The sequence below is a fragment of the Micropruina sp. genome (assembly GCF_047606665.1).
In the GTDB taxonomy this organism is placed as follows: Bacteria; Actinomycetota; Actinomycetes; order Propionibacteriales; family Propionibacteriaceae; genus Micropruina.
Genome location: NZ_JASGEF010000038.1, coordinates 30926 through 54405, shown reverse-complemented (window position 1 = coordinate 54405; position 23480 = coordinate 30926). Strand labels below are relative to the sequence as shown.

General features: G+C 67.2%; 27 protein-coding genes. 13 read left to right on the top strand and 14 right to left on the bottom strand.

Annotated elements, in window-relative coordinates; all coding sequences use genetic code 11:
• Positions 1 to 257 (bottom strand): hypothetical protein (locus QM619_RS09105; RefSeq protein WP_415107109.1); only part of this gene is annotated, 257 nt, incomplete at its 3' end.
• Positions 258 to 527: 270 nt separating this feature from the next.
• Here QM619_RS09105 and QM619_RS09100 point away from each other — a divergent pair.
• Complete coding sequence (locus tag QM619_RS09100; RefSeq protein ID WP_415107106.1) at positions 528 to 1430, top strand: cation diffusion facilitator family transporter; 903 nt, start codon at positions 528 to 530, stop codon at positions 1428 to 1430.
• Between the two features lie 75 nt (positions 1431 to 1505).
• Positions 1506 to 2303: a siderophore-interacting protein gene (locus tag QM619_RS09095; RefSeq protein WP_415107103.1), complete on the top strand. Its 798-nt coding sequence runs from the start codon at positions 1506 to 1508 to the stop codon at positions 2301 to 2303.
• Positions 2304 to 2372: 69 nt separating this feature from the next.
• On the opposite strand, the gene ppgK is transcribed toward QM619_RS09095, so the two are convergent.
• Both ppgK and QM619_RS09085 read right to left on the bottom strand, forming a co-directional pair.
• Positions 2373 to 3125: a polyphosphate--glucose phosphotransferase gene (ppgK, locus tag QM619_RS09090; RefSeq protein ID WP_415107100.1), complete on the bottom strand. Its 753-nt coding sequence runs from the start codon at positions 3123 to 3125 to the stop codon at positions 2373 to 2375.
• A 39-nt stretch (positions 3126 to 3164) separates the two neighbouring features.
• Positions 3165 to 3494: a hypothetical protein gene (locus tag QM619_RS09085; RefSeq protein WP_415107097.1), complete on the bottom strand. Its 330-nt coding sequence runs from the start codon at positions 3492 to 3494 to the stop codon at positions 3165 to 3167.
• A 64-nt stretch (positions 3495 to 3558) separates the two neighbouring features.
• Between QM619_RS09085 and QM619_RS09080 the strand changes: the two genes are divergently transcribed.
• A complete protein-coding gene (locus tag QM619_RS09080; RefSeq protein ID WP_415107094.1) occupies positions 3559 to 5295 on the top strand; it encodes a DEAD/DEAH box helicase in 1737 nt (578 codons plus the stop codon).
• Positions 5296 to 5326: 31 nt separating this feature from the next.
• Here QM619_RS09080 and QM619_RS09075 read toward each other — a convergent pair whose 3' ends face one another.
• On the bottom strand, positions 5327 to 6331 hold the full coding sequence (locus tag QM619_RS09075) for an alpha/beta hydrolase (protein WP_415107091.1): 1005 nt from the start codon (positions 6329 to 6331) through the stop codon (positions 5327 to 5329).
• Between the two features lie 320 nt (positions 6332 to 6651).
• Between QM619_RS09075 and QM619_RS09070 the strand changes: the two genes are divergently transcribed.
• The 4 genes from QM619_RS09070 (at position 6652) to QM619_RS09055 (ending at position 8988) form a co-directional block, all read left to right on the top strand.
• Positions 6652 to 6951 (top strand): DsbA family protein, encoded by a 300-nt coding sequence (locus QM619_RS09070; protein ID WP_415107088.1) that lies wholly within the window; start codon positions 6652 to 6654, stop codon positions 6949 to 6951.
• A gap of 37 nt (positions 6952 to 6988) precedes the next feature.
• Positions 6989 to 7114, top strand: coding sequence for a hypothetical protein (locus tag QM619_RS09065; RefSeq protein ID WP_415107085.1), 126 nt, complete (start codon positions 6989 to 6991; stop codon positions 7112 to 7114).
• 177 nt (positions 7115 to 7291) lie between these two features.
• Positions 7292 to 8446, top strand: coding sequence for an RtcB family protein (locus QM619_RS09060; protein ID WP_415107120.1), 1155 nt, complete (start codon positions 7292 to 7294; stop codon positions 8444 to 8446).
• Between the two features lie 89 nt (positions 8447 to 8535).
• Complete coding sequence (locus QM619_RS09055; RefSeq protein ID WP_415107082.1) at positions 8536 to 8988, top strand: HNH endonuclease; 453 nt, start codon at positions 8536 to 8538, stop codon at positions 8986 to 8988.
• A 46-nt stretch (positions 8989 to 9034) separates the two neighbouring features.
• On the opposite strand, the gene QM619_RS09050 is transcribed toward QM619_RS09055, so the two are convergent.
• Entirely contained in the window at positions 9035 to 9625 is a 591-nt protein-coding gene (locus QM619_RS09050; protein ID WP_415107079.1) for a TetR/AcrR family transcriptional regulator, read from the bottom strand.
• Positions 9626 to 9671: 46 nt separating this feature from the next.
• Entirely contained in the window at positions 9672 to 9980 is a 309-nt protein-coding gene (locus QM619_RS09045) for a hypothetical protein (RefSeq protein WP_415107076.1), read from the bottom strand.
• Positions 9981 to 10087: 107 nt separating this feature from the next.
• Here QM619_RS09045 and QM619_RS09040 point away from each other — a divergent pair, with 107 nt between their 5' ends.
• Both QM619_RS09040 and QM619_RS09035 read left to right on the top strand, forming a co-directional pair.
• Positions 10088 to 11512 (top strand): class I adenylate-forming enzyme family protein, encoded by a 1425-nt coding sequence (locus QM619_RS09040; protein ID WP_415107073.1) that lies wholly within the window; start codon positions 10088 to 10090, stop codon positions 11510 to 11512.
• 69 nt (positions 11513 to 11581) lie between these two features.
• Positions 11582 to 11950 (top strand): hypothetical protein, encoded by a 369-nt coding sequence (locus tag QM619_RS09035; RefSeq protein ID WP_415107071.1) that lies wholly within the window; start codon positions 11582 to 11584, stop codon positions 11948 to 11950.
• On the opposite strand, the gene QM619_RS09030 is transcribed toward QM619_RS09035, so the two are convergent.
• Positions 11943 to 12146 carry a hypothetical protein gene (locus QM619_RS09030; protein WP_415107068.1) on the bottom strand — a complete coding sequence of 68 codons (204 nt, stop codon included), beginning with the start codon at positions 12144 to 12146 and terminating at the stop codon, positions 11943 to 11945. The genes QM619_RS09035 and QM619_RS09030 overlap by 8 nt on opposite strands.
• A 250-nt stretch (positions 12147 to 12396) precedes the next feature.
• Here QM619_RS09030 and QM619_RS09025 point away from each other — a divergent pair, with 250 nt between their 5' ends.
• Positions 12397 to 14691: an IPT/TIG domain-containing protein gene (locus QM619_RS09025; protein ID WP_415107065.1), complete on the top strand. Its 2295-nt coding sequence runs from the start codon at positions 12397 to 12399 to the stop codon at positions 14689 to 14691.
• On the opposite strand, the gene QM619_RS09020 is transcribed toward QM619_RS09025, so the two are convergent.
• A complete protein-coding gene (locus QM619_RS09020; protein WP_415107062.1) occupies positions 14672 to 15115 on the bottom strand; it encodes a CorA family divalent cation transporter in 444 nt (147 codons plus the stop codon). The two genes, QM619_RS09025 and QM619_RS09020, sit on opposite strands and share 20 nt — an antisense overlap.
• Before the next feature lie 459 nt (positions 15116 to 15574).
• The gene (locus tag QM619_RS09015; RefSeq protein WP_415107059.1) at positions 15575 to 16207 is read right to left on the bottom strand and encodes a TetR/AcrR family transcriptional regulator; all 633 of its coding nucleotides are present in this window, start codon (positions 16205 to 16207) and stop codon (positions 15575 to 15577) included.
• A gap of 39 nt (positions 16208 to 16246) precedes the next feature.
• Between QM619_RS09015 and QM619_RS09010 the strand changes: the two genes are divergently transcribed.
• Together QM619_RS09010 and QM619_RS09005 are read left to right on the top strand one after the other, a co-directional pair.
• A complete protein-coding gene (locus QM619_RS09010; RefSeq protein WP_415107056.1) occupies positions 16247 to 16972 on the top strand; it encodes a VC0807 family protein in 726 nt (241 codons plus the stop codon).
• Between the two features lie 2 nt (positions 16973 to 16974).
• On the top strand, positions 16975 to 17514 hold the full coding sequence (locus tag QM619_RS09005) for a YciI family protein (RefSeq protein WP_415107053.1): 540 nt from the start codon (positions 16975 to 16977) through the stop codon (positions 17512 to 17514).
• A gap of 115 nt (positions 17515 to 17629) precedes the next feature.
• On the opposite strand, the gene QM619_RS09000 is transcribed toward QM619_RS09005, so the two are convergent.
• The 5 genes from QM619_RS09000 to QM619_RS08980 all read right to left on the bottom strand — a co-directional run bounded on the left by QM619_RS09000 (position 17630) and on the right by QM619_RS08980 (position 22769).
• Complete coding sequence (locus tag QM619_RS09000; protein ID WP_415107050.1) at positions 17630 to 19000, bottom strand: DUF3100 domain-containing protein; 1371 nt, start codon at positions 18998 to 19000, stop codon at positions 17630 to 17632.
• A gap of 81 nt (positions 19001 to 19081) precedes the next feature.
• Entirely contained in the window at positions 19082 to 20617 is a 1536-nt protein-coding gene (locus QM619_RS08995) for an aldehyde dehydrogenase family protein (RefSeq protein WP_415107047.1), read from the bottom strand.
• Entirely contained in the window at positions 20614 to 21516 is a 903-nt protein-coding gene (locus tag QM619_RS08990; protein WP_415107117.1) for an NAD(P)-dependent oxidoreductase, read from the bottom strand. The genes QM619_RS08995 and QM619_RS08990 overlap by 4 nt, the downstream gene beginning before the upstream one ends.
• Before the next feature lie 45 nt (positions 21517 to 21561).
• Entirely contained in the window at positions 21562 to 22383 is an 822-nt protein-coding gene (locus QM619_RS08985; protein ID WP_415107114.1) for a MurR/RpiR family transcriptional regulator, read from the bottom strand.
• A gap of 230 nt (positions 22384 to 22613) precedes the next feature.
• Complete coding sequence (locus QM619_RS08980) at positions 22614 to 22769, bottom strand: DUF5997 family protein (RefSeq protein ID WP_415107044.1); 156 nt, start codon at positions 22767 to 22769, stop codon at positions 22614 to 22616.
• An 88-nt stretch (positions 22770 to 22857) separates the two neighbouring features.
• Here QM619_RS08980 and QM619_RS08975 point away from each other — a divergent pair, with 88 nt between their 5' ends.
• On the top strand, positions 22858 to 23460 hold the full coding sequence (locus tag QM619_RS08975) for a LysR substrate-binding domain-containing protein (protein ID WP_415107112.1): 603 nt from the start codon (positions 22858 to 22860) through the stop codon (positions 23458 to 23460).
• Positions 23461 to 23480 lie beyond the last annotated feature (20 nt).

Genomic DNA, 23480 nt, shown 5'->3' with positions numbered 1-23480 from the left:
CGTGGGTCGCCGGTGCCGGGAGGGCACTGGAACCAGTTTTTGGTGGTTATCCGACCGGTATCGGCTCGCTGTCTCTGCTCGAACCACTTTCTGGTGGATGTGGATAACCCCCAGGGGGTATCGGTAGCCACCAGAAACCGGTTCGAGCAGGCAGCGGCGCCGGTAACGGTCGCGATAACCACCAGAAACCGGTTCCAGCAGTCGATGCCCCAGTCAAAGAGCCGTGGGGCAGCCGCTGCACCAACGCCAACGAACATGCGAACGTGCCCACTAGTCAGGCGGCCGGCAGACCGAAGAGCAGATAGACCAGCGACAGCAGCGCGACCAGCAGGATGCCGCCGCGAAGCAGCGCGGAAGGGTGCACGGGCAAGATCACGGTCACTCCTTGGTTCGAGTCCTTTTCCGCCAGGAGCACGCCGGCGTCCGGCTGATACCTCCGCCCGCGAAACCGATCGGCCGATTTACGCAAGTCGAGACGCACACAATCCGCGGCGTCCCGCTCTAGGCTGGCCGTCGAGGAGGAATCGGTGTCCGGACACAGTCATCACCACGGCCATACCGGCGTGGCACATCGCTGGCGGCTGCAGGCCGCGCTGGCGCTGACCGGCGCCTTCTTCGTCGTCGAGGTGGCCGCCGGGCTCTGGTCGGGGTCGCTGACCGTGCTGTCGGATGCCGGTCACATGGCCGCCGACACCGTCGGCCTGGTCGTCGCCCTGGCCGCCTCGCATTGGGCCACCCGTCCGGACACCACCGGACGCCGCACCTACGGACGCTACCGGGCCGAGATCTTCGCGGCAGGGGTCAGCGTGCTGCTGATGATCGCCGTCTGCGGCTATGTACTGATCAACGCGGTGCTACGGCTCGGCAGCCCGATGGAGGTGCCGGCCGGCGTCCTGATGGTGGTCGGCGTGATCGGCCTGGCGGTGAACCTGGTCGCGCTCGCGCTGTTACGCGGCGGGTCGTCGGAGAATCTGAATGTCAAGGGCGCCTACCTGGAGGTGCTGGCCGATGCGCTCGGCTCGGTCGGCGTGCTGATCGCCGGATTCGCGACCTGGCTGACCGGGTGGTGGCTGTGGGATCCGATCCTGGCCCTCTGTCTGGCCGGGTTCGTCAGCGTCCGGGCCGTGCGGCTGGGTCGTGAGGTGATCGGGGTGCTCGGCGAGGCGGCGCCGTCCGGGATCGACCCGGCGACCACGCGCAACCGGCTGGCCGCGGTGGATGGGGTGGTCGAGGTGCACGACCTGCACCTGTGGACGCTCACCTCGGGCATGAACGTCGCCACCGCGCATCTGGTCAGCATCGAAGGCACCGATCCGGCCGCCGTCCTGGTCGCGGCCAGCGCCGTGCTGCGCGACGAGTTCGGCATCGACCACGCGACCCTGCAGGTGGAACCGGCGGGTTCGGACGCCTGCCAGGGCACTGCCTGGTAGCACCCACAGCGGGTCCGAGCCGACCGGAACCGCACCCCACCCACGACCGACACGTCGACAACCCGAGAGGATCAGATGGCCACGAACCCGCGACTGATGCCGGACGAGCCACGGATGTTCACCGCCGAAGTGGTGCGCACCGCGCGGATCTCGCCGTCGTTTCAGCGCGTCACGATCGGCTCCGCCCAGCTGGCCGAGTTCGACTGGCACGGTCTCGACCACTGGTTCAGGCTCTTCTTTCCCCGCTCCGACACCGCCCTGCGGCTACCCGAGGTGCGCGGCCGGTTGTGGTGGAAGTCGTACCTGTCCATCCCCGACGAACACCGGCCGCACTGCAGCAACTACACGGTGGCCGGCTACCGGCGGTTCGGTGAGGACGCCGAACTCGACATCGACGTGGTGCTGCACTGGCATCAGGGCCAGCTGACCGGCGTCGCGGGCTGGGCGGCGACCGCGCAGCCGGCCAGCGCCGTGGCCATCCTCGACCAGGGCGTCTTGTTCGACCCCCCGCGGGACACCACCGACTACCTGCTGGTCGCGGATGAGAGCGGGCTGCCCGCCGTCCGCGGCATTCTGCGCGACCTGCCGCCGGACGCCATAGGCACCGCGATCATCGAGGTGCCGGCGCACGGCGATGTGCGCGACGTCCAGGCACCCGCCGGTGTCACCGTGCGCTGGCTGCCGCGCGAGGCGTCCGATCAACCGGTCGGCGCCGGGGCGCTGCGGGCGCTGAACAGCATCGAAGCGCCGAGCCAGGCGTCCTACGCCTTCGTGGTCGGCGAATCCACACTGGCCACCGAGGGGCGCCGGACGCTTCGTCGCGCCGGACTGCCGAAGGAGCGGATCACCTTCTCCGGATTCTGGCGAGCCTGAACCGCGACTGGCTGAGCGGGTTTCGCCTCGCTCAACCAGCCGTCTTTCGACACGCTCGGCCGGGCGTCCTCAGCCGTTGGCGGCGATCCAGGCGGCGCCCACTATGCCAGCCCGGTTCTGCAGCTCGGCGGCCACGATCGGCGTCCGCAGCTTCAGCTTCGGCAAGAATTTGTGCGCCTTCTTGCTCACCCCGCCGCCGACCACCAGCAGGTCGGGGTTGAACAGGAACTCGACCGTCTCGTAGTAGCGCTGCAGCCGCGGCACGTACTCGTCGTAGCTCAGGCCCTCCTTGGCCTTGATGCTGGCGGCGGCGCGCTTCTCTGCGTCATGACCGTCGATCTCCAGGTGACCGAGCTCGGAGTTCGGGATGAGCACGCCGTTGTAGACGATCGCGCTGCCGATGCCGGTGCCCAGGGTGGTGATGATGACCAGGCCGTCGGCGTTCTTCGCCGCCCCGTACTTCGCCTCGGCCAGGCCGGCGGCGTCGGCGTCGTTGACCAGCGCGACCGGGCGTCCGAGATGGTCGGAGAGGATCCGTTCGGCCGGGGCGTCGATCCAGGACGGGTCCACGTTCGCGGCCGACAGGGTGGTGCCGTGCTGCACGACGGCCGGGAAGGTGATGCCGACGGGGCCGTCGGCCAGGTCGCCGGCAAAGTGGTCGACGATCTGAGCCACCACGTCGGCAACGTTGTCCGGCGTCGAGGTCGCCGGGGTCTCGATCCGGAACCGCTCACCGACGAAGTCGCCCACCGCGAGATCGACGAGAGCTCCCTTGATCCCCGTCCCGCCGATGTCGATTCCCAAGACATGTTGTGGCTTCATGAGGCGAATACTAACCAGATTGCTTATCTGGGCGCCGGATCAGCCGAAGTTCGTCAACTTGTAGCCGTGCGCGGAGCAGCCGTCCCGGATCATCTTCTTGTTTTCCTTGCTGACCGTATCGGGGTTCGAAAGGAAGTCGATGGCGACGTCCAGCCACTGTTTGCCGTCCCCGGTGACCGAACCGGAGTCGCGCAACTGCTTCAGACCGGCCACCGCCGCCTTTCCGACGACCGAACCGGACGCCGCCACGGCGTCCAGTGCGGGACAGCCGATCCTGTAGGCGTCGTCGACGCTGACATCTGCCTGCGCACAACCGGACAGGGCCAAGACGCCGGCGGTGGCACCGGCCAGGAGGGAACGAGCGAGCATGCCGCCAGTGTAGGAAGGCGCCGCCAAAGAGGCGCAGAAGGCGTCGACCCACTACGGTCAGGGGGTGTCTTCCACTGATTCCGCCGCTCCCGAGGAGCCCACGCCCGGCTTCGCCGACCTCGGTCTCGACGACCGGCTGCTCCGGACGCTGCGCCAACTCGGCTACGAGAGCCCGACCCCGATCCAAGCGGCGACCATTCCGCTGCTGCTGACCGGCCGGGACGTCGTCGGCCTGGCCCAGACCGGCACTGGCAAGACCGCCGCGTTCGCGCTGCCCGCCCTGCAACTGGTCGATCCGAAACGGAGCCGCGCGCCGCAAGCGCTGGTGCTGGCGCCGACCCGCGAGTTGGCCGTCCAAGTCTGTGAGGCGTTCCAGTCCTACGCGGGCGGGCTGCCCGGCGTCCATGTGCTGCCGGTGTATGGCGGTCAGGGTTACGGCGTCCAGCTCAGCGCGCTGGCCCGCGGCGTCCAGATCGTCGTCGGCACGCCGGGGCGGATCATGGATCACCTCGACAAGGGCACGCTCGACCTTTCCGAGTTGCGGCTGCTGGTGCTCGACGAGGCCGACGAAATGCTGAGCATGGGGTTCGCCGACGATGTCGAGACGATCCTGTCGGCGGCGCCCGCCGAAAAGCAAGTGGCGCTCTTTTCGGCGACCATGCCCCCGGCGATCAGGCGGCTCTCCGGCACCTATCTGCGCGATCCGGAAGAGATCATGTTGCGCGGCCGCACGGCGACCGCGACCAACGTCCGTCACCGGCATCTGATGGTGTCCTACCCGCAGAAGGTCGACGCGCTCACCCGCATTCTGGAGACCGAGAACTTCGAGGGCATGATCGTCTTCGTCCGGACCAAGAACGAGACCGAGACGCTGGCCGAGAAACTGCAGGCGCGCGGCTTCTCGGCGTCTGCCATCAATGGCGACATGGCCCAGCCGCAGCGCGAGCGGACGATCGGACAGCTCAAATCGGGCAAGCTCGACATTCTGGTGGCCACCGATGTGGCGGCCCGTGGTCTGGACGTCGACCGGATCAGCCATGTGGTGAACTTCGACATTCCGACCGATACCGAGTCGTATGTGCACCGGATCGGACGGACCGGGCGAGCCGGACGCAGCGGCGAAGCGATCTCGTTCGTCACGCCACGGGAGCGGCATCTGTTGGCCAGCATTCAGCGGGCCACCCGGCAGACTCTCGAACCCATGCAGATTCCGAGCGCGGACGATGTCAACGCCACCCGGCTGAGCCGGTTCGACGACGCCATCACCGCTTCGCTCGGCTCGGAGCGGCTGGAGTTGTTCCGGCAGGTGGTCGCGCATTATGTGAACGAGTACGACGTCCCCGAACTGGACGTCGCCGCGGCGCTGGCGCTGCAGGCGCAGGGCGAGGAACCGCTGCTGCTCGAACCCGACCGCGAGGCGCGGCCGGAGCGGCGTCCGCGCGACTTCACCGACGGCCATCCGTCCTCCGACGGCGGCCCGCGTCCGCGACGGGAAGGACCGCAGCTGGCCACCTACCGGATCGCGGTCGGCAAGCGGCAACGGATCACCCCCCGGCACATCGTCGGCGCGTTGGCCAACGAAGGCGGCCTGCGCCGCTCCGATTTCGGCCACATCGACATCCGCGCCGACTACTCGCTGGTGGAACTGCCGGCATCCCTGCCCCGTGACACCTGGGAGGCGCTGCGGGACACGCGCATCTCGGGCAAGCTGATCGAGCTCTCCCCCGCCTCGTCAGGTCCCCGTGACAAGGGATTCCGCGATCGTCCGAAGAAGACCAAGGGACGCCGCCGCTTCGACTGAGGGGACGGTTCTCCCGGTCACGAGGTACGGTTCAGCCGAGTGTGACCAGTGGCGGCACCAGGACGCCGCCGGCGGTGGGTTCGCGGACGCCGAAACTCGATTCCAGCAACGCGGAGACCTGCTCGGTGGCCCCTGCGGCCGGTGACCAGGGGTCGACGAAATCGTGCGCCCACTGCAGGGCAGGGTCGATGCGGGCCTCGCCCACGTAGTCGGACGCCTTTCCGAAGACCTCGGCGCTGAAGGCCATCGCGGCGTCCTGACGGACCGCCAGGTCGTTCGCGTTGGTAACCAGGACCACCCGTGACAACCGGTGGCCGACGGTGACGGTGTGGTCGAACAACGACTCGGAGAGATACAGAAACGGCATCACGCCGGGGATCGGGAAGCCGGGGTAGGCGTACGGGCTGTTGTCGTCCAGGGCGTCCTTCTTTCGCGGATCCCACCACAGGTACGAGCGCGGCACGATCCGCGGGAACTTCACACACAACCGTACGGCCGGCATCGGGAATCCCTTGGGCGCGACCAGGGGCGCCGCGAGCACCGCCCGACTGACCTCGTCCCGTGTCGCCGCTGCCCAGGACGCCATGATTCCGCCCGCGGACAGCCCCGCCACCCATACCTCGTCGCCCAAGCCGGCCGCGATGTCGATGCAGTCGTCCACCTGCGTGACCAGTTCCGCCTGGGTGAGGCCGGCCAGCTCGCGGGTCAGCAGATCGGGCAGCCCGTGCCGCGGCATCCGAGGCAGCAGGACGCGGTAGCCGGCGTCCCGCAGCCGCTCCCCCACCGCCACGAATTGCGAGGGTGCGTTGGTGAAGCCGTGCCAGATCACGATGGTCACCGATGCCGTCGCGTCCGGTTCGAGCAGCCGCGTCCTGGTCATCTCCGGGATGCCGGCGTCGGCCGCGATCAGCGCGGCCAGCTTGGCAAGCGCCTCCGCCCGGTCGACCGTCGGATCGGGCACACCGGACGCCGGCGGCGCCAGCCGCAACCGCCGCCGATACCACGCGGGTCTCGCCCGGCCTCGATCAGCCCTCATCCTTGGCTCCATTCCGTCAGGTCCTACCTTGCCCGATCGTCCCCGTTCACTCATCACCGGCCGACCTCTCGATAGTCAGCACCCTATGGTTCAGGACCTCGACAAGTGCGACCGACGACATGGGCGTCCCTGGGCGGTCGGCGAAATGGGCTTGATCTGGGCCGTGACCTTCGTGCGTGGCGGAGATCCCCGCGTTCGCCGGGATGATGTGAATCGCAACGGGTCCGGGAGTCCTATCATCCCGTTCCTGAACCGATCGTGGTTCACCCGGTGAGGAGGCGCGTGATGAGTGACGGAAACGAACCAGTGGTGATCGAGTCGTGGAGCGACCTGGGCTGCCCTGGTGCTATCTCGGCAAGCACCGGCTGGAGACCGCGATCGCCCAACGTCCGGACGCCGACCGCTTCGAGGTGCGGCTGCGGTCGTACGAACTCGATCCGCACGCGGACGGCGAGCCGGAACCGATCCTCGATCATCTGAGCCGCAAATATGGCCGCGCCCCTTCGCAGGTGCAGGCCATGGAGGCCCGCGTGCAGGCCCTCGCCACGGCGGATGGGCTGCCCGCCGACGGCGTCCGAACTCACGGCAATAGCCCACTTGCTTTATCGAGGATTCAGTAGATATCCTGGTCGGCTGACCTGACCAGGGAGTTCTCACATGAACGGCATGACTATCGCGTCGACGTGGCGGCGCTATGCGCTGAACGTCGTGCTGCCGTGCCGTTTCGACGAGCGGCACGGCTTTGGCAAGAACAAGCCAGGCAGAAGTGGGCCTCCGCACTGAACCCCGGTCTCCGACCGGGCCCGTTCGACGGACGCAGGCCGCCCACTCGCCAGCCGAGCAGGGCGGCCTTTTCATGTCCGCTGCTGGCTGGACCACGCCATTCACCCAAACCGAAAGGAGGACACCGTGAGCGTCTTTCCCGTTCCGCTGCCCGGTGCCGCAGCAGACAACACCTTGATGTGGGCGCATCCCCACGACATCGAGCCGGCCGCGTTGGACCAGCTGCGAAACATCTCGCGGCTGCCCTGGGTGGACCGCGTCCGGGTGATGCCCGACGTACACCTCGGCAAGGGCGCGACCGTGGGCTCGGTGATCGCGATGCGGGACGCCGTCAGTCCCAGCGCGGTCGGCGTGGACATCGGCTGCGGGATGGCTGCCGTCCGGACCAGCCTCACGCTGAACGAGCTGCCCGACGACCTGCGCACGCTCCGGTTGGCGATCGAAGACGCCGTCCCGGTCGGCTACCGCGGCAACGACGGCGAGGCCGCCGTGCTGCGCACCGATCGCGGACTGCGGCTGCGCTACGACACCCTGTTCGGAGCGTTCGGCGACCTGCGGGCTCCGCAGATCGCCGACCGGCGGACGCGGGCCATGGCGCAGTGCGGTTCGCTGGGTGGCGGCAACCACTTCATCGAGTTGTGCGTGGCCGAAGGCGATGAGCGGTTGTGGCTGACCCTGCACTCGGGCAGTCGGAACATCGGCAAGGAGCTGGCCGAGCGGCACATCGCGACCGCGAAGACCCTGGCGCACAACCTGGGTCTGCCGGATCGCGACCTGGCGGTGTTCCTTGCCGGGACGTCCGAGATGGACGCCTACCTGAACGACCTGTGGTGGGCGCAGGACTACGCGATGCTGTCCCGGACGCTGATGCTGGCCACCGTCCAGCAGGTGTTCGCCAGCTGGCATGCCGGCGACGTCCGCTTCGATGAGCCGATCCTGTGCCACCACAACTACGTGGCACGGGAGACCTACGACGGCGTCGAGCTGATCGTCACCCGGAAGGGCGCGATCCGGGCGGCGGTGGGCGATCTCGGCCTGATTCCGGGATCGATGGGCACCGGCAGCTACGTCGTCCGTGGGCTCGGCAACGAGGCGTCGCTGAACTCGGCCAGCCATGGTGCCGGACGCCGCATGTCCCGGACCCGGACGAAGCGGATGTTCAGCACCGACGACCTGGCCCGGCAGACCGCCGGGGTCGAATGCCGCAAGGACGCCGGAGTCGTCGACGAGATCCCCGGCGCCTACAAGGACGTCGACCAGGTGATCGCCGCCCAGCTGGACCTTGTCGAGGTGATGGCGCGGCTGCAGACGCTGCTGTGCGTGAAGGGCTGACTGGAAGCATCCGTTGGTCGAGCTTGTCGAAACCAGGTCTCGACAAGCTCGACCAGCGAGACACACGGAAGGACAAGGAGGGCCGAGAAATGGATCGAGTCACCGTGCTCAACGCCGACGCGCACCAGGTGCTGCACGAGGTGTCGCTGCGCCATGCGGTGGCGATGCTGTACCGCGACGTGGCACGGGTGCACGAGGCGGTGCCGGGTCGAAGCTTCGGCCCTTACCCGCAACCGCACTCGTTGGTGCTGGTCAGCTACGTCTACACGAAATGGCTGCATCAACGGTCTCGACCGGCGTCCTGCACCCTGGAGAACGTATTGCGCCGCGACGGCCACGCCTGCGCCTACTGCGGGCGTCCGGCGTCCACCCGCGACCACGTCATTCCGCGCAGCCGCGGCGGGCCGACCTCGTGGCTGAACCTGGTGGCCGCCTGCGCGGAATGCAATGGCGTCAAGCGTGACCGGACGCCGGAACAGGCCGGCATGCGATTGCGGACCCAGCCGTTCGTGCCCACCGCGGCACAGTCATGGACGCGCTGATCTCACCCACCGATCCGCGCGAGCGCGAGGGAAAGAGCCGAGGAATTCAGTCAGGCAGCTCGGCGAGCACGTCGCGGATGCAGCGCATCTCGCCGAGCAGCCGCTCTTTGGTGCCGTCCAGGCTGCCATCCGGAAAGGCCATCGCGGCGCTGACCGTGGCGACTGCGATGGTGAAGACCACCCGCGCCACCGTCAGGTCGCCGGTCCGCTGCTGCAGCAGTTCCATCAGCGGACGCAGCCGGGTCACGGTCTGCTTCCAGAAGTCCATCCCCAGCTCCGGCTGCTCTTTGAGCACGGCCTTGACCTGCGCATGGTCGGGGGGCAGCCCGACGCTCGCGGCGAGCAGTTCGCACACGTCGATCAGCAGGTTGTCGCCGGACGCCAGGAAGGCGGCCCGCTGGTCATTGGTGAAATCGGCAACCAGCAGGTCGAAGGCTGCCGCGACCTTCGTCGGGTAGTAGTTGAAGAAGGTGCGGGGCGAGATGCCGACCTCGGCGCAGATCTCGTTCACGGTGACGCGGCCGGGGCCACGCTCCACCACGAGCCGCAGGGCGGTCCGGTGGATCGCCTCGCGGGTGGCCAGCTTCTTGCGTTCCCGCAGCGAGTTGCAGGCCTGGTCCGCGACGGCGTCACTCATAGCGGGCTCCCTTTCCGACTGGGCCTCATTGTTGCCGAGGTCGGACCTATCCTGCAGCGCCGAACGGGTCCGTAGCGGCGGCGGCCAGTAGAACAGGGTGACGCCCGAAGGCGAGCAGCATCACGCCTATGCCGACCCAGTACGGGGTGACCACCGAGCCGGTGGCCGCGCCGATGTCGCGGGCGAGCGCGGCGGCCTGGATGGCCATGGTCAGGGTCTGCATGAGCTGACCCAGCCCCAGACCGATCGCGAAGCTGGACAGCGCCGAGCCGAGCACGAAGATGCTGGTGCTGAGAATGAAAGGCGGACGGCGTCCGAACAGCGCACAACTCCAGTAGCGCAAGTTTGCAGTCATGCAGTATTCGCGGCGGTGGAAACATGATCGGTTCATGGCTGTAGCCAACCGGAAACAGGTGCTCGGTCTACTGGGCCAATGACGCAGACCTGCCCCCGGAACGCGTGGTGATCGCGGTGCGCCGCTCGCTCTCGAAGATCGTCGCCGATCGCGCGGTCACCGAGCCGGACGCGGTGGTGGTGGTCGACGAGGACCGCGCACTCACCGCCCGGCAGCTCGACAACGCGGCGAACGGCCTGGCCCACCTGCTGGTGCGAAGTGGGGTGCGGCCGGACGACCTGGTCGCCGTCACGCTGCCGAACGGGACCGACTTCGTCATCGCCTGCGTCGCCATCTGGCGGGCCGGGGCCACCCCGCTGCCGATCTCCCGGTCCCTCACCGACGTGGAACGGGCCGCCGCGGAACAGCTCGCGAAGCCGCGCCTGGCGATCGGCGCGCCACCGCAGGTACACGGGATCGACTGGCTCGCGGAGGTTGCCGCGGACGCTGACCGGCGTCCGTTGCCGGATCGGGTCGCATCGGCCTGGAAGGCGTCCGCGACGTCCGGACCGACCGGGCAGGTCAGGGTGGTCCGCGCTAGCACGCCAGCCGTCCTCGACCCGTCCGGACCGGCCGCGCCCTACCTGCCCCGAACCGCGGTGCAACTGGTGGGAGGGTCGTTGACCCACCCGACGACCTTCGACTGTGCGTTCCGCGGCCTGCTCACCGGTCACCGGCTGGTGATCCAGCGCCGCTTCGACGAGCGGCGCTGGCTGGACGCCGTCGAGACGCACGCCATCACCTGGTCGCTCCTGGTGCCGCCGATGATGCACCGGCTGCTGAACCTGCCCGCGGCCGAGCGTGGAAGCGACCGGCTGGCCGGCTTGCGGACGATCCTGCACGTGGGCGCGGGTTGCGCCCCCGACCTGAAGCGGGCATTCCTGGAATGGGCCGGCCCGGAGCGGGTCGTCGAGATCTATGCCGGCACGCAGTCCACCGGCCTGACCATGATCCGCGGCGACGAGTGGTTGGCGCATCCCGGCAGCGTCGGGCGTCCGATCGAGGGCACCGAGATCCAGATCCGGACGCCGCACGGGCTCGCTGTCCAGGGACAGTCCGGCACGGTGTGGATGCGGCGCGGCGTCCGCGACCCGGCCGGCTGGAGCACCCTGGGCGACGCGGGCTGGGTGGACGAGCACGGCTACCTGCACCTGATCGACCGGATCGACGACGTGATCAACCGGGGCGGACAGAAGATCCACCCGATCGAGGTGGAACGGATCCTGGAATCGCACCCGTCGGTGCGCAGTGCGGTGGCTTTCGGGCTGCCCGACGACGAGTGGGGGCAGCGGGTCGCCGCCGTGGTCGATATCGCCGGCTCGGCACTCTCCCCCGCCGAACTCCGCGCCTGGGCGGTCGACCGGCTCGGACCCCGCGCGCCGGCCGTCGTCCGGCTTGTGCACCGACCGGTCCGCAACGACGCCGGCAAGACCGCCCGCCGCGAATGGGCGCGGCGTTTCGGTGCGATCGCCCGCGGACGCCGGAGCGGATGAGACGTCGAATCCGAATGGATGGGGCACCGATTCGGAGTGGGTGAGGCACCGAATGGGTACTGTGATCTGGTGAGCCACGAAACGCGCGCGTTGGTGCGGAAGCAGCCCGACCTCGGCACCAGTGTCATGGGCGACGAGGTTCAGACCTCCAGCGAGAGAGAGCGGCGGAGCCTCGACCTCGTCCAGCGGACCGTCGTGTCGCTCATCGTCGGCGGTGTGATCGGCAAGGTGGCGATCATCCTCGCGCTCTACGTCATCACCCGCGGCAAGCAGGAGCTGCCCGCCGACTCGATCGTCGGACTGTGGATAATGAGCGCCGTCATCGGGCTGGTCGGCGCGATCGCCGTCTTGATCATCAACCGACGCAAGCCTTACCATCCGCTGGCCCTGCTCGGCCTGCTGCCAGCTCTCGCCACGGCGTATTGGGTGTTCAACTGACCGACGCATGACCGGCAGGCAGTTGGCCGTGGTCTCGGCGGCCGCGCTCCGATACCCGTTGGACGATCCGCGGCTGGCGGACTTTCTGGACGGCGTCGACCACACCGCGGTTCTTGATCTCGATCAGGACCTGCAGCCAGTACTTCGCGCACTCCCCGCCATCACCGTAGTTACACCGCTGAAAGTACAGTGCCACTCTTCCGAAACTCCTGGCGGTGCCCAATTGGCGGATCGCCAACCGCGCCGCTTGGCAGGGTCAAAATGACGGCCTCTCGACAGATCCTCACAAACACTGGAATTCGTCGTCTAGCTCCGCTATGTTTTGGATCCGTGGACGCGCCCATGGTGGCGCGCGGCTCCTAGGTCATCCTGGAGAGTGTGCTGCCAACGAGGGGAACATCATGCGACCAACAAGAACCCGTGCTTGGATTCGTAGCCTGATCGCGGTGGTGATCACACTGGCCTCTTCAGGTACATCGGTGGCGTGGGCAGAACCAGACCCAACATCACCCCTCAACCGCTCAACGGTCGCTACGTCGGAGCCGGTAGCTCCGGTCGTGTCGGGTATCATTCCTGCGCGTGGGCCGCTGGTTGGTAAGACGGTCGTGACTGTCACGGGTACCGGTTTTACTGGCGCGAGCAAGGTGTTGTTCGGCGACAAGCCTGGTTCGCAGGTGACGGTCGTCTCGGACACAAAACTGACGGTGGTGGCGCCTCCTGGGTGGACGACGGTGGATGTCCGGGTGTTCACCAAGACCGGCACCTCCGCAGTTTCGGCGGCTGCGAAGTACCGGTATGTGGCGCCGCCGCGGGTGGTGCGGGTCTATCCCGATGCTGCACGGATCGGAAAGACCGTGCGGGTTGTCATCGCCGGCGCCAATTTTGTGGATGTGACCAAGGTCATGTTCGGGAATTCAACTGGTAAGGATATTCGGGTCACCTCGGAGAATCAGATCATCGTCACAGCGCCTGCCCGGTACAAGCCCGGCACTGTCGATGTCCAGGTCATCACCGAGCACGGCATCTCCGCTGCCAACACCGCCGCCCAGTTCAGTGCTATCCCGGCCCCGTGGCTGTCCTGGCTCAGCCCCGCCAGCGGCCCGGCCGCGGGCGGAAACACGATCACCATCTACGGCTCGTCCTTCGTGAAACCGTTCTGGGTCAGCTTCGGCGGCAAGGCCGGCACCAACATGAAGGTACTCAGTGACAAGAAGATGACCGTCACCGTCCCGGCTGGCAAGCCCGGCACCACCGTGAACGTCGCCGTCGTCACCCCCTACGGCTACACCACCAACCACCGCAACACCCACTACACCTACAAGGCAGCCACCACACCGGCACCCACCATCACCAGCGTCGCTCCAACCACCGGCCCAGCCACGGGTGGGACGACGCTGACGATTACGGGCACCAACCTGACGGGCACCTCCAAAGTGACCGTGGGTGGTTCACCCGCCACCAACATCAAAGTCGTCTCTGCCACCACCGTGACGGCCCTCACCCCCGCACACACAGCCGGCCCGGTCGACATCACCCTCACCACACCCGCCGGAACCACCACCACAACCAAAGCCTTCACCTACGCCGCCTGCACACCCACGGTGATCAACATCACTGTGCCCATCACCGAAGACACCACATGGCAACCGTCCGACTGCGGCACCGTCTATTACGTCGCTGGCTGGCTGGCGATCAAGAAGAAGGCCACGCTCACCGTGGCAGCCGGCACCGTCGTGAAGTTCAACGACAACGCGTCAGCCACGGTTGACGGCTCACTCATCGTGAACGGCACCACTGCCAAACCCGTCACCTTCACCAGCATCCACGACGACACGATCGGCGGCGACACCAACAACAACGGCAACGCCACCACACCCAAGCCGGGCAACTGGAGCGGCATCTACGTCGGAGAAATTCGCACTGAAGTCAACGGAGTTCCCGTTGACGAGATGGCGGGCTATACCGGAGCGGTGCTGCGGGTCAATGCACTCGTCCAGAGCTACAGCGGCGGCATCCAGTCCCGGCCCGGCAATCAGAACCCCGACTATCCGCGGGCCACCGTGCGCGTGACGAACTCGCACCTCTCTCATAACTCCGGGGGCTACGCCGGCGGCAGCATCGCCGTGTTCGACCACAGCGCACCCGGAGTCCCCGGCGAGATCACGATCACCGGAAACACTCTCGAGTCGTCCGGAGGCATCTTCGTTGACTCTCCGGGAGCTGCCGACGGCAGTTGGCCGGTCGTGGTGCGCGACAACAAGGTCACCGGGGACGAGGACGATTCCCCGGCCATCTTCGTCCGCGGCGAAAGGCTTCAGCCCTCGCAATACGCCGCCAACATCGCGACCGGAAACAGAGTCAACGCCATCGGCATCGGCGGAACCCTGGTCGAGGACTGGACGATACCCACCACTGGACTTCCCTTCATCGTTGAGGACCTGAAGGTTGCCAAGGGCGTCACCCTCACCGCACCGGCCGGGTCGGTTCTCAAGTTCCGGCAGTATGCCACCCATATCCGGGAATGGACCGATGCCTATGTGGAGGTCGAGGGATCGCTGGTCGCGAACGGCCCGGCCAGCAACCCGGCGATCTTCACCAGCCTGCGTGATGACACCATCGGTGGCGACACCAACGGCGACGGCAACGCCACCACACCCGCCGTCGGCGACTGGAAGGGAGTCTCGGTCCTTGCCGGAGGCACTATCAACGCCCCGTCCCTGGTCATCCGCTACGCGCCCTAGCCTGCGCCGCCTTTCGGCCGTTCGGCGTCCTCTCCGTGGTTCGAACCAAGGCGGACGACGCCGAACCAGGGCAATGTCGACCCCTACCCTCGTGGCGCTCCATCCACTTCTTCCACTTGAACACCAGATACAGTGCGACGGCGAAGGCGATCATCAGACCGACCGCCGCCGGATAGCCCGCCGTCCAGTGGAGTTCGGGCATCAGGTCGAAGTTCATTCCGTAGACGGCGGCGATCAGGGTCGGCGCGAACAGGATCGCCGCCCAGCCTGAGATCTTCTTCATGTCTTCGTTCTGGCGTTGCGCCACCAGCGCGTTCACACTGAGAATCTGCGACAGTGCATCGCGCAACTCGCCGGTCTCGCTGATCACGTGGCCGAGGTGATCTCCCAAGTCCTGCAGATAGGCCAGCAATTCGCCGGGCATGTGATACTTGTAGCCCCCTGCTGCAGCCGGTGTATCATCTGGTCGCGATCAACGCGGCGTTCCCACCGGGTGCGGTGGCCGTCGAGCGGTACGCGGCACAGGCGATGGCGCTGCCGAACAGCGAACGCTAACGTTCGACCGGCCCGTAATCCAGGACGTGACCCACCCCACCTGACCCATCCACTTTCCGCCCTCCCGCTTCCCTTTCCATGGTTCGAGCCGCGGCCTGGACGGTGCTCACCGGCCTCGCCATTGCCACCTCGGACGCCACCGGGGGACGGATCGGCATCATCGGCGTGGCAGTCTGGGTGGTCCTGGCACTGTGCCCACTGGAGTTCGTCGGTCCGTTCGAGGAACACGGCTGGCGGCTGGCCGGGGCCGTGGTCTCGTTCGCCGACGTCGCCTGGTCTGTGGCTGATGGTCGTCGGCGTGACGTTGATCGCCGCCGGCCCGTGAACGTCAGCGCGAAACCTCAGCCGTCCTCGCCGCGGCGTCGATCGACCGACGCACCGCCTCGGGATCGTCGCCGAACCCGACCGCGAGACGAAACAGGTTGTCGGTCAGCAGAAAGCGCAGAGCATCGGGGGCCAGGATTCCGGCGAGCGCCAGCGTCACCATTCCGTGCAGGCCGGCCCAGATCTCACCCGCACAGGCCGGTGGCGCGAGGTCGGCGTCCACGAAACGGCCGGCTTCGATGCAGCGCCGGACGACGCCGGCCAGCAGGTCGAACAGTTGCTGGCCGGCGTCATCGCCGGGTGGCGGTCGGTGGTTGAACATCGCGCGATACAACTCGGGCTCGGCGGTCGCCGCATCGAGGTAGGCCAGGCTGCCGGCGGCGAGCTCGGCGACCGGGTCGTCGACGCCCTCGGCGTCCCGGACGGCTCCGGCGAGCCGAGCGAACCCCTCTCGACGGACCGCCGCGTGCAGGTCGTCCATGTTCTCGAAGTGCGTATAGATCCTCATCGTCGACGTCCCCACCTCGGCGGCGAGGCGGCGGGTGCTGAGCTCACCGGGTCCTCCGGCGCCGAGCAGTCGCGTCGCAGCGGCGATCAGAGCGGCCCGGACAGCAGGATCGGCGGCTCGTGGGCTCATGTCGTTGACCATAGCACAACATCGTTATATAACGGTGGAATGGCTGTCGATCACCACGAGAGTTCGTCGGCGGACTGCCCGCCTCGGCACGCTCCGGACGCCGGCGCGCCCCGCCCTGCCGCCCCGCAGCTGACCGGCTGGCGCGCGACCCTGGTGGCCGACATCGCGTTGCCTCTGGTCGGCTACTACACGATGCACGCCTTCGGCGTCCCAGACCGGACGGCGCTAATCGCCAGCACCTGCCTGGCGGGCGCCCGGCTGATCTGGGAAGCACTGCGGCACAGGAACGTCAGCTGGTTCTCCGCCGTCATGCTGGCCACCTTCGGCGCGGGGGCCGCCCTGTCCGCGACCGGCGGCGACCCGCGGATGCTGCTGCTGAAGGACTCGGTGGGGACCGCACTGATCGGCGTGCTGTTCCTGCTCAGCCTGTTGTCCGTCACTCCGTTGACCCTTGCCGCGACGCAGGCCTGGCGGGCCGATCACGCTGCCCGGGTCACCGCTCTCTATCGCAGCGACCCGCGGGTTCGCCGGGCCTTCCGGGTGAGCACCGCCGGCTGGGGACTCGGCATGATCGGGGAGTCTCTGGTGCGGGTGCCGCTGGTCTACCTGCTTCCGATCGATGTCATGGTCGGCCTGTCCACAGCCTTGATGATCGCGACCATGGCGGCCCTGTTCCTCTGGAACGGGATCTACATCGTCAGGGCGGCACGACACACCCCGTCCCTGGAAATCCTCATGCCTGGCAGATATCGAAGGAATCGCTGACCGTGGAATTCCTCGTCTTCCATCGCGACCGCTCCCATGCCACGAAACTGCGCCGACAGCTGGTCGAAAGACACTGGGACTATATGGACGGCTTCGCCGGCGAGTTGATCGCCCGTGGACCAACCCTCAGCCGTTCGGACAGCTCACCCACCGGCAGCGTGCACATCGTCGACCTACCGAACCCGGCCGCCGCATGGGCCTTCGCATTCAACGAACCCAACTATCGAGCGGGCGTCTGCCGGGACGTGATGGTGCGCCGCTGGCGCAATCTGCTCGACCGGACAATGTGGCAATTTCCCAGTGGGCGGGAAGGAGCTCACCGCTACTTCGTGCTGGGACTCGGAACGACTTCGGCAAGGCTCTCTGCTCCGCCCGACACCAGCGACCTGATCGCGTTCGGTCCCCTATTGACCGATGACGGCCTCACCGAACTCGGTGCCGCGGCACTCGTGCGAGCGTCAAGCCCGGCGACGGCGTCCGAGATATTCGGGAACGAGTTCGTTGACGTCGAAGTGCACGGCTGGGAGTTCGGTGGCCGCTGAGCAGGAAACCGGATCCTGTCGTGTCGCTCGTCGAGGCCGAACTGTGGGACCGGGCTCGACGCCGCCCCCGCCGACGATGAGAACCTAGTTCAATTCACCGGGCCAACGGCGCCGGTCAGTCCCAGAAGCCCAGCGAGAACTCCGCAATGATCACTGCGAAGAGGAACGAGGCTGTCACCGCGACCAGGCCCACCGGGATGATCTTCCAACCGATGTTGCGAAGCAATGGAATGTCCTTGCCCAAGGAGAGGCCGGCGAGCGTCAACATCACGGTGGCGATCGACAGCACGTCGATGCTGGTCTGTTCGGTGAGCCACTTTCCACCGACAAACCACGGGCTGGACACGTAGGCACCGATCGTGGTGATCCACACCACGGCGGCGACCCGGCGGGTAAGTCGAGCCAATCCGATACCGGCAAGTACGAGCGCCATCAGAACGAGGTAGCCGACCACGATGGTCCATGAGAATCCCTTGGCCGCGATGAACGCCGTACCCATGCCGAGAACGGTCAAGATGGGGATCGCGATCGACAGCGGCACCGTCACCGTGGCCGCCGATTCCTGAATCGCGGTGACCAGCTTTCTGTTCTCCGACGCCTCGGCATCGCTGATCGCTTCAGCCGACGACTCGTCGACGCGATGGGACTGTGCCGTCGCACCGGTGGCAGCCGTCTCTTGCTTGTCTTTGCCGCGGGTCAGGAAGTGGTAGAACTTGTCGGCCAACGGCAGCGCGACCCAGATGCCGACATACACGCCGATCATGGTCGTGATCAGGTTGGACACCGACGCCATCGCCAGGATCGCATCCTTTTGTTCCGGATAGGCCGCGACGATGCTTCCAGCCGAGGCCGCCATCATCGAGCCGCTGCCCACACCGGCGCCCATCGCGAGCGCGAGCGGGTCGAAGATCTTCCAGTTCGCCACCAGGGAGGTGAGCAACGTGATGAACACCGCACCGAAAAGCGTGCCGAAGACATACATCGAAAGCACGCCGCGGTACTGATGAGAATCCGGTCCGTACTTTTCCGACACCATCGCGAACGAAGGCTCCCGGTCGATCGAAAAGGTAGCTCCGATCGTGGCTGTCCCCATGCGCAAGAGCACGGCGAGCGGGAGCGCGGTCACCACCGTGCCGAGCAGGTGGCCGATCTCCTGCAGGAGCAGGGCCGGACCGGCATGGACAAAGAGCATCAGATTTGGTCCGATGTTGAAGGCGAGCCGCGCGACGAGCAGGAATACCGCGATGGAGACCAGGGCGGACGCGGCCTTCTGCAGGTCGACCCCGAGCGGCTTGAACTTCTGCACCGAGACCAGCAGGCCGGCGATCAAGCCCCATACCATCGGGAACACCACGATCGAGCCGATCCCGACATTGATGTTGAGGGCTCCCGCGAACTGCATCACGAGCGCAATGACCAGCGCCAAGAGGGCGATGGGGAGGGTTTCCTTTGTTCCGACGGTCGGGGCAATAGTCTTGCTGCTCACTGGGTCGGTTCCTTTCTATCGGGGAACGGCGCGGACGCCGATCCGATGAAGCGGCTGCGCCGCGCCAGAGTCTTCTTGGCTTCAATAGGTCAGCGACGGGAAGGGTGCTGCGGCCGTCTGGGTCGGCACCCAGATCGCCTTGATCTGGGTGTATTCGTCGATCGCGCCGGGACCGGATGAACGTCCGTGGCCCGAGTCGCCGAAGCCGCCGAAGGGAGCCGCCACGTGGATGTTCTTGTACGCATTCACCCAGAAGGTTCCGGCCCGGACGGCGCGTGCGACACGGTGCGCTCTGGAGACGTTCTCGGTCCACACCGCGCCCGCGAGTCCGAAATCCGTTCCGTTCGCCCGCGCGATGGCCTGTTCCTCGTTGTCGAAGACGTCCGCCCCGACCACCGGCCCGAACACTTCGGTGGTCTCGAGGCGATTGTTGGGGGTCACGCCGTCCAGCAGCGTCGGACGCACCCATTGCCCGCCCGCGAGGTGAGATCCGGTGATCTCGCCGGGCAATTCGCTCGCGGTCAGCCGCACGGCACCGTCGTCGATCCCTCGCGCAATGAGCGAGCGCACGACGTCGAATTGCGCGGGAGTGATGATCGGACCGACCTCGGTGGACGGGTCCAGCGGATCGCCCATCCGCAGCCGGGCCGCCTTCTCAGCCACCAATGCCAGGAACTCGTCGTTAATACCGCGCTGCACGAGCAGCCGCGATCCGGCGACGCACGATTGACCCGCGGCCGAGAAGATGGCGGCGACCGCACCATCCGAGGCTCGGTCGAGGTCGGCGTCGGCGAATACGATGTTCGCGCTCTTTCCGCCGAGTTCGAGAATGGTGGGAATCCCGGCTCCGGCCGCGGCGATCCCGACCCGGCGTCCGGTGGCCACCGATCCGATGAACGACACTTTGCCGACTCTCGGGTCTGTGGTCAGGGTGACGCCCACCGTCCGGCCGAGCCCCACCGCGACATTGAAGACTCCGTCCGGAAGCCCGGCCCCGTGCGCGATCTGGGCAAGCCGCACGGTCGAGACCGGGGTGAACTCGCTCGGCTTGAGAATCACCGCATTGCCCGCCGCCAGCGGCGCGGCGGCGTTCCACCCGGCGGTGAACATCGGCGCGTTCCATGGCGTGATCGCGACCACCACGCCATAGGGCACCCGCTCGGTGTAGGTGTGCCAGTTGCCCGGCACCGGAATGGTCTGACCCATCACCTTGTCGGCCCACCCGGAGTAGTAGCCGAACATTTCGGAGATCTTCGCCGCCTCGACTCGCGCATCGCGCAGGGTCTTTCCGATGGTGGCCGACTCCAGCTGGGCGAGTTCCTCCGCGTGCTCGCCGATCGCCCGCGACACCTGCCGCAGAATCGCTGCCCGCTCGAACGGATCGGTCGCTGCCCATAGTGCGGCGCCGCGCACCGAACTCTCGACGACCTCACGGGCACCCTCGACGTCCGGATCGCAATAGCCGACCATCGATTCGCCCGTCGCGGCCACCGTCAATGGAACGACATCGCCGGAGCCGGTAAGGATCCTTCCGTCGACGAAGGCGCCGATTTCGCCATTCAGCGCCCGCTGAATCGCTTCACGTGCGGTGAGCGCCGATGACGTCGCATGATTCATGCCTTATCCTCCTGGTTCGTGCTCACATCGACGGCGAGTTCCGGGGCCACGGTCCGCGCAATCTCGGTGAAGTCGGACGCGGGGCCGAGGTCCGCCAGTGATGCCTGCCACAGCGCATTGGTGGCGGCCAGTAGCCGCGGACTTTCGCCCACTTCCGCGGCAACGTCAATGGCAAGCGCGACATCGCGCGCCATCAGTTCCATCGTGAACCCGGAGTCGTAGCTGCCGCTCAGGACCCAGTCGGGATACATCACGGACGAGGCACGGCTGCCGCCGCTCGCTGCGGACACTCCGGACGCGGCCGCCGCCGGGTCAATCCCCCAAGCCCGCGCAATAGCGAGCGCCTCACCCACCGTCGCGAGGTTCGCCGCCGCCAGCGCATTGTTGATCAGCTTGACCACGTTTCCGGCGCCGGGCCCGCCGAGATGCTGATACTGCCCACCGGTCAACGCCTCCAGCACCGGACGACAGGTCTCCACGGCCTGCTCGCTGCCGCCGACGAACGCACTGAGCCGTCCGGTGCTCGCACCCAGGCGTCCGCCGGAGACCGGGGCGTCGATGAAACCAATCCCCTGTTCGCGGGTCACGAGCGCCATGTCGCGGCTGGTGGACGGCTCGGACGTCGTGGTGTCGACAATGCCGTGGAGACCCGGAATAGCGAGCAATCGCGGGATCGTCTCTCTCACCGCGCCGGCATTCGGCAGAGAGAGAACCGCATACGTCACCGCCGCCAGCGACTCGAGAGACTCGACTGTCCGGACGCCCGCGGCCTCGGCATGACCGCGGGCCTCGGCAACCGGATCATATCCGCTCACCCGCCAGCCGGCCCGATGCAGGGTGCCGGCCATGGCGCCTCCCATCGCGCCGAGACCGATGACAGCGATGCTTTTCCGCATGATTCCTTCCGCGTCCGATCGACGTCTATCTGATGGCTATGCCGTTCCTCAGTCGAGGTAGATGTCCAGGTCTTTCCACAGCTGCTGGGTGCGCCGCAGCGCTTGACGGCTCCGCTCCGGGTGCGCAGCTTCCATGCCCGCGAGCAGGCCATATACGACGGAGGTCGCGGCGGTCACCGACTGAAAGAACGAGACGCCCTCGGAAGGCACGATCAGCAACTGGTCCGCCGCGGCGGCCAGCCGTCCGTTGCGCATGTCGGTGATCACCAGGGCCGAGGCGCCCATGGCGCGCGCGGCCTCGGCTGCGAGGGTCAACTGCTTGTTGGCGCGCCACATGTTGATCACCACGACCACGTCGTCCTGACCGAGCGAGTTGATCGCGCTGGCCAGGTGCACGCCGGCTCGCTGCTCGTGGGCGATGGTGTAGCCCATGATGCTGCCCAGGTGGGCGAGCAGATTGGCCGGCCCGGCGAATGACCCAACCCCGAGGACGAGGATGCGTTTCGCATTCGCGAGGCCGTCGATAGCGGCCTGCGCCTCTGAGCTCGTGTTTGCGTCGACGGTCTGCCGCAGATTCCCGATGTCCCGTTCCAGCGCCTCATGCATCGGCGACCGGTGCCGGCCGTGCTCGATCAGGGTGTCTTCGGAGGTGATCCTCAGAAGATAACGAGCTCGCAATTCGCGTTGCAGATCGGGCCATCCGCTGTAGCCCAGCGCCTGGGCGGTCCGGACGACCGTCGAATTGTTGACGTCCGCCCGTCGCGCGATGTCGGCAGTGTCGGCGAAGGGAACGAGCTGGGGGTTCCGGCTGATGACGCTGACGACACGCTGCTGTGCCTTCGTGAGACCTGTGATGTCGAGGACGCCCACCAACCAGTCAGGCTGTGCCCCGTCCGCGTCCGGGACGCTGCGGGTCTTCGCCATGGGCCCACCACCTCACCGGACACCGTCAACTTCGTGCAACGAATATTGCAGGTACCTGATTCGCAATGTCAAGTGCACGGCATCAGCCGTGGCGCGGCGGCCGAGGGCGAGATGGTGACGACCCGGCGCCCGCGGTGGTTGGTGACGCAGGCATGAGTCGCCGACGCACTGACGTCTCAGCCGCGCTTCTCTCGCAGCCGTGCGTTCTCGGCGACCACGTCGCGACAACTAGCCCGTTCGCGCACCAGCCATTCCGGCGGGTCGGCGATCAGCGCGCCGATCTGATTGGCGTCCAACGGCTCAGTGACGCCGAGCTTCGCCGCGGCGGTCAACGGCTAGATGGTCTGACTCACCGCGCCAGCGTATCGGCGCCTCACGGTACCCTGCGCGGGTGACGACACCCCCCCCACTCCGGACGGTCTGCGAGTCGGGTTTGTTCCGGGCGTCACCCTCACCAAGTGGACGACGATCTGGCGCGAGCGGTATCGCGCGACTCCGCTTGAGACGGTCGAGGTGCCCCAGTCCGAGCAGCGCCGGGTCTTGGACGACGGCGTGGTCGACCTGTGCTTCGTCCGGCAACCGATCGATACCGCCGGACTGCACCTGATTCCGCTGTACCAGGAAGCACCGGTGGTGTGGGTGTCGAAGGAACATCCGATCGCCGCCGTCGACGAGGTCTCGCTGGCCGATCTGGCCGACGAGACCGTGCTGACCGAGGCGGACGCCGCCAGCATCAACCAGGTCGCGATCGAGATCGCCGTCCTGCAGGTGCCGATGTCGATCGCCCGCACCCACAGCCGCCGCGATCTCACCTATCGACCCGTGACGGACGCCGAACCGACCCGGATCGGGCTGGCCTGGCGAATCGAGCACCCGCACCCACTCACCGACGAGTTCATCGGCGTCGTCCGCGGACGCACCGCCGACAGCTCACGGACGCAACAGGAGCGTCGCAAAGCGACCCCACCCCAGCAGCCGGCCACTCGCCCACGTCCTGGACGACGTCCGCGAGGACGCCGCTGAAGCTGTCACCGACACCGCGG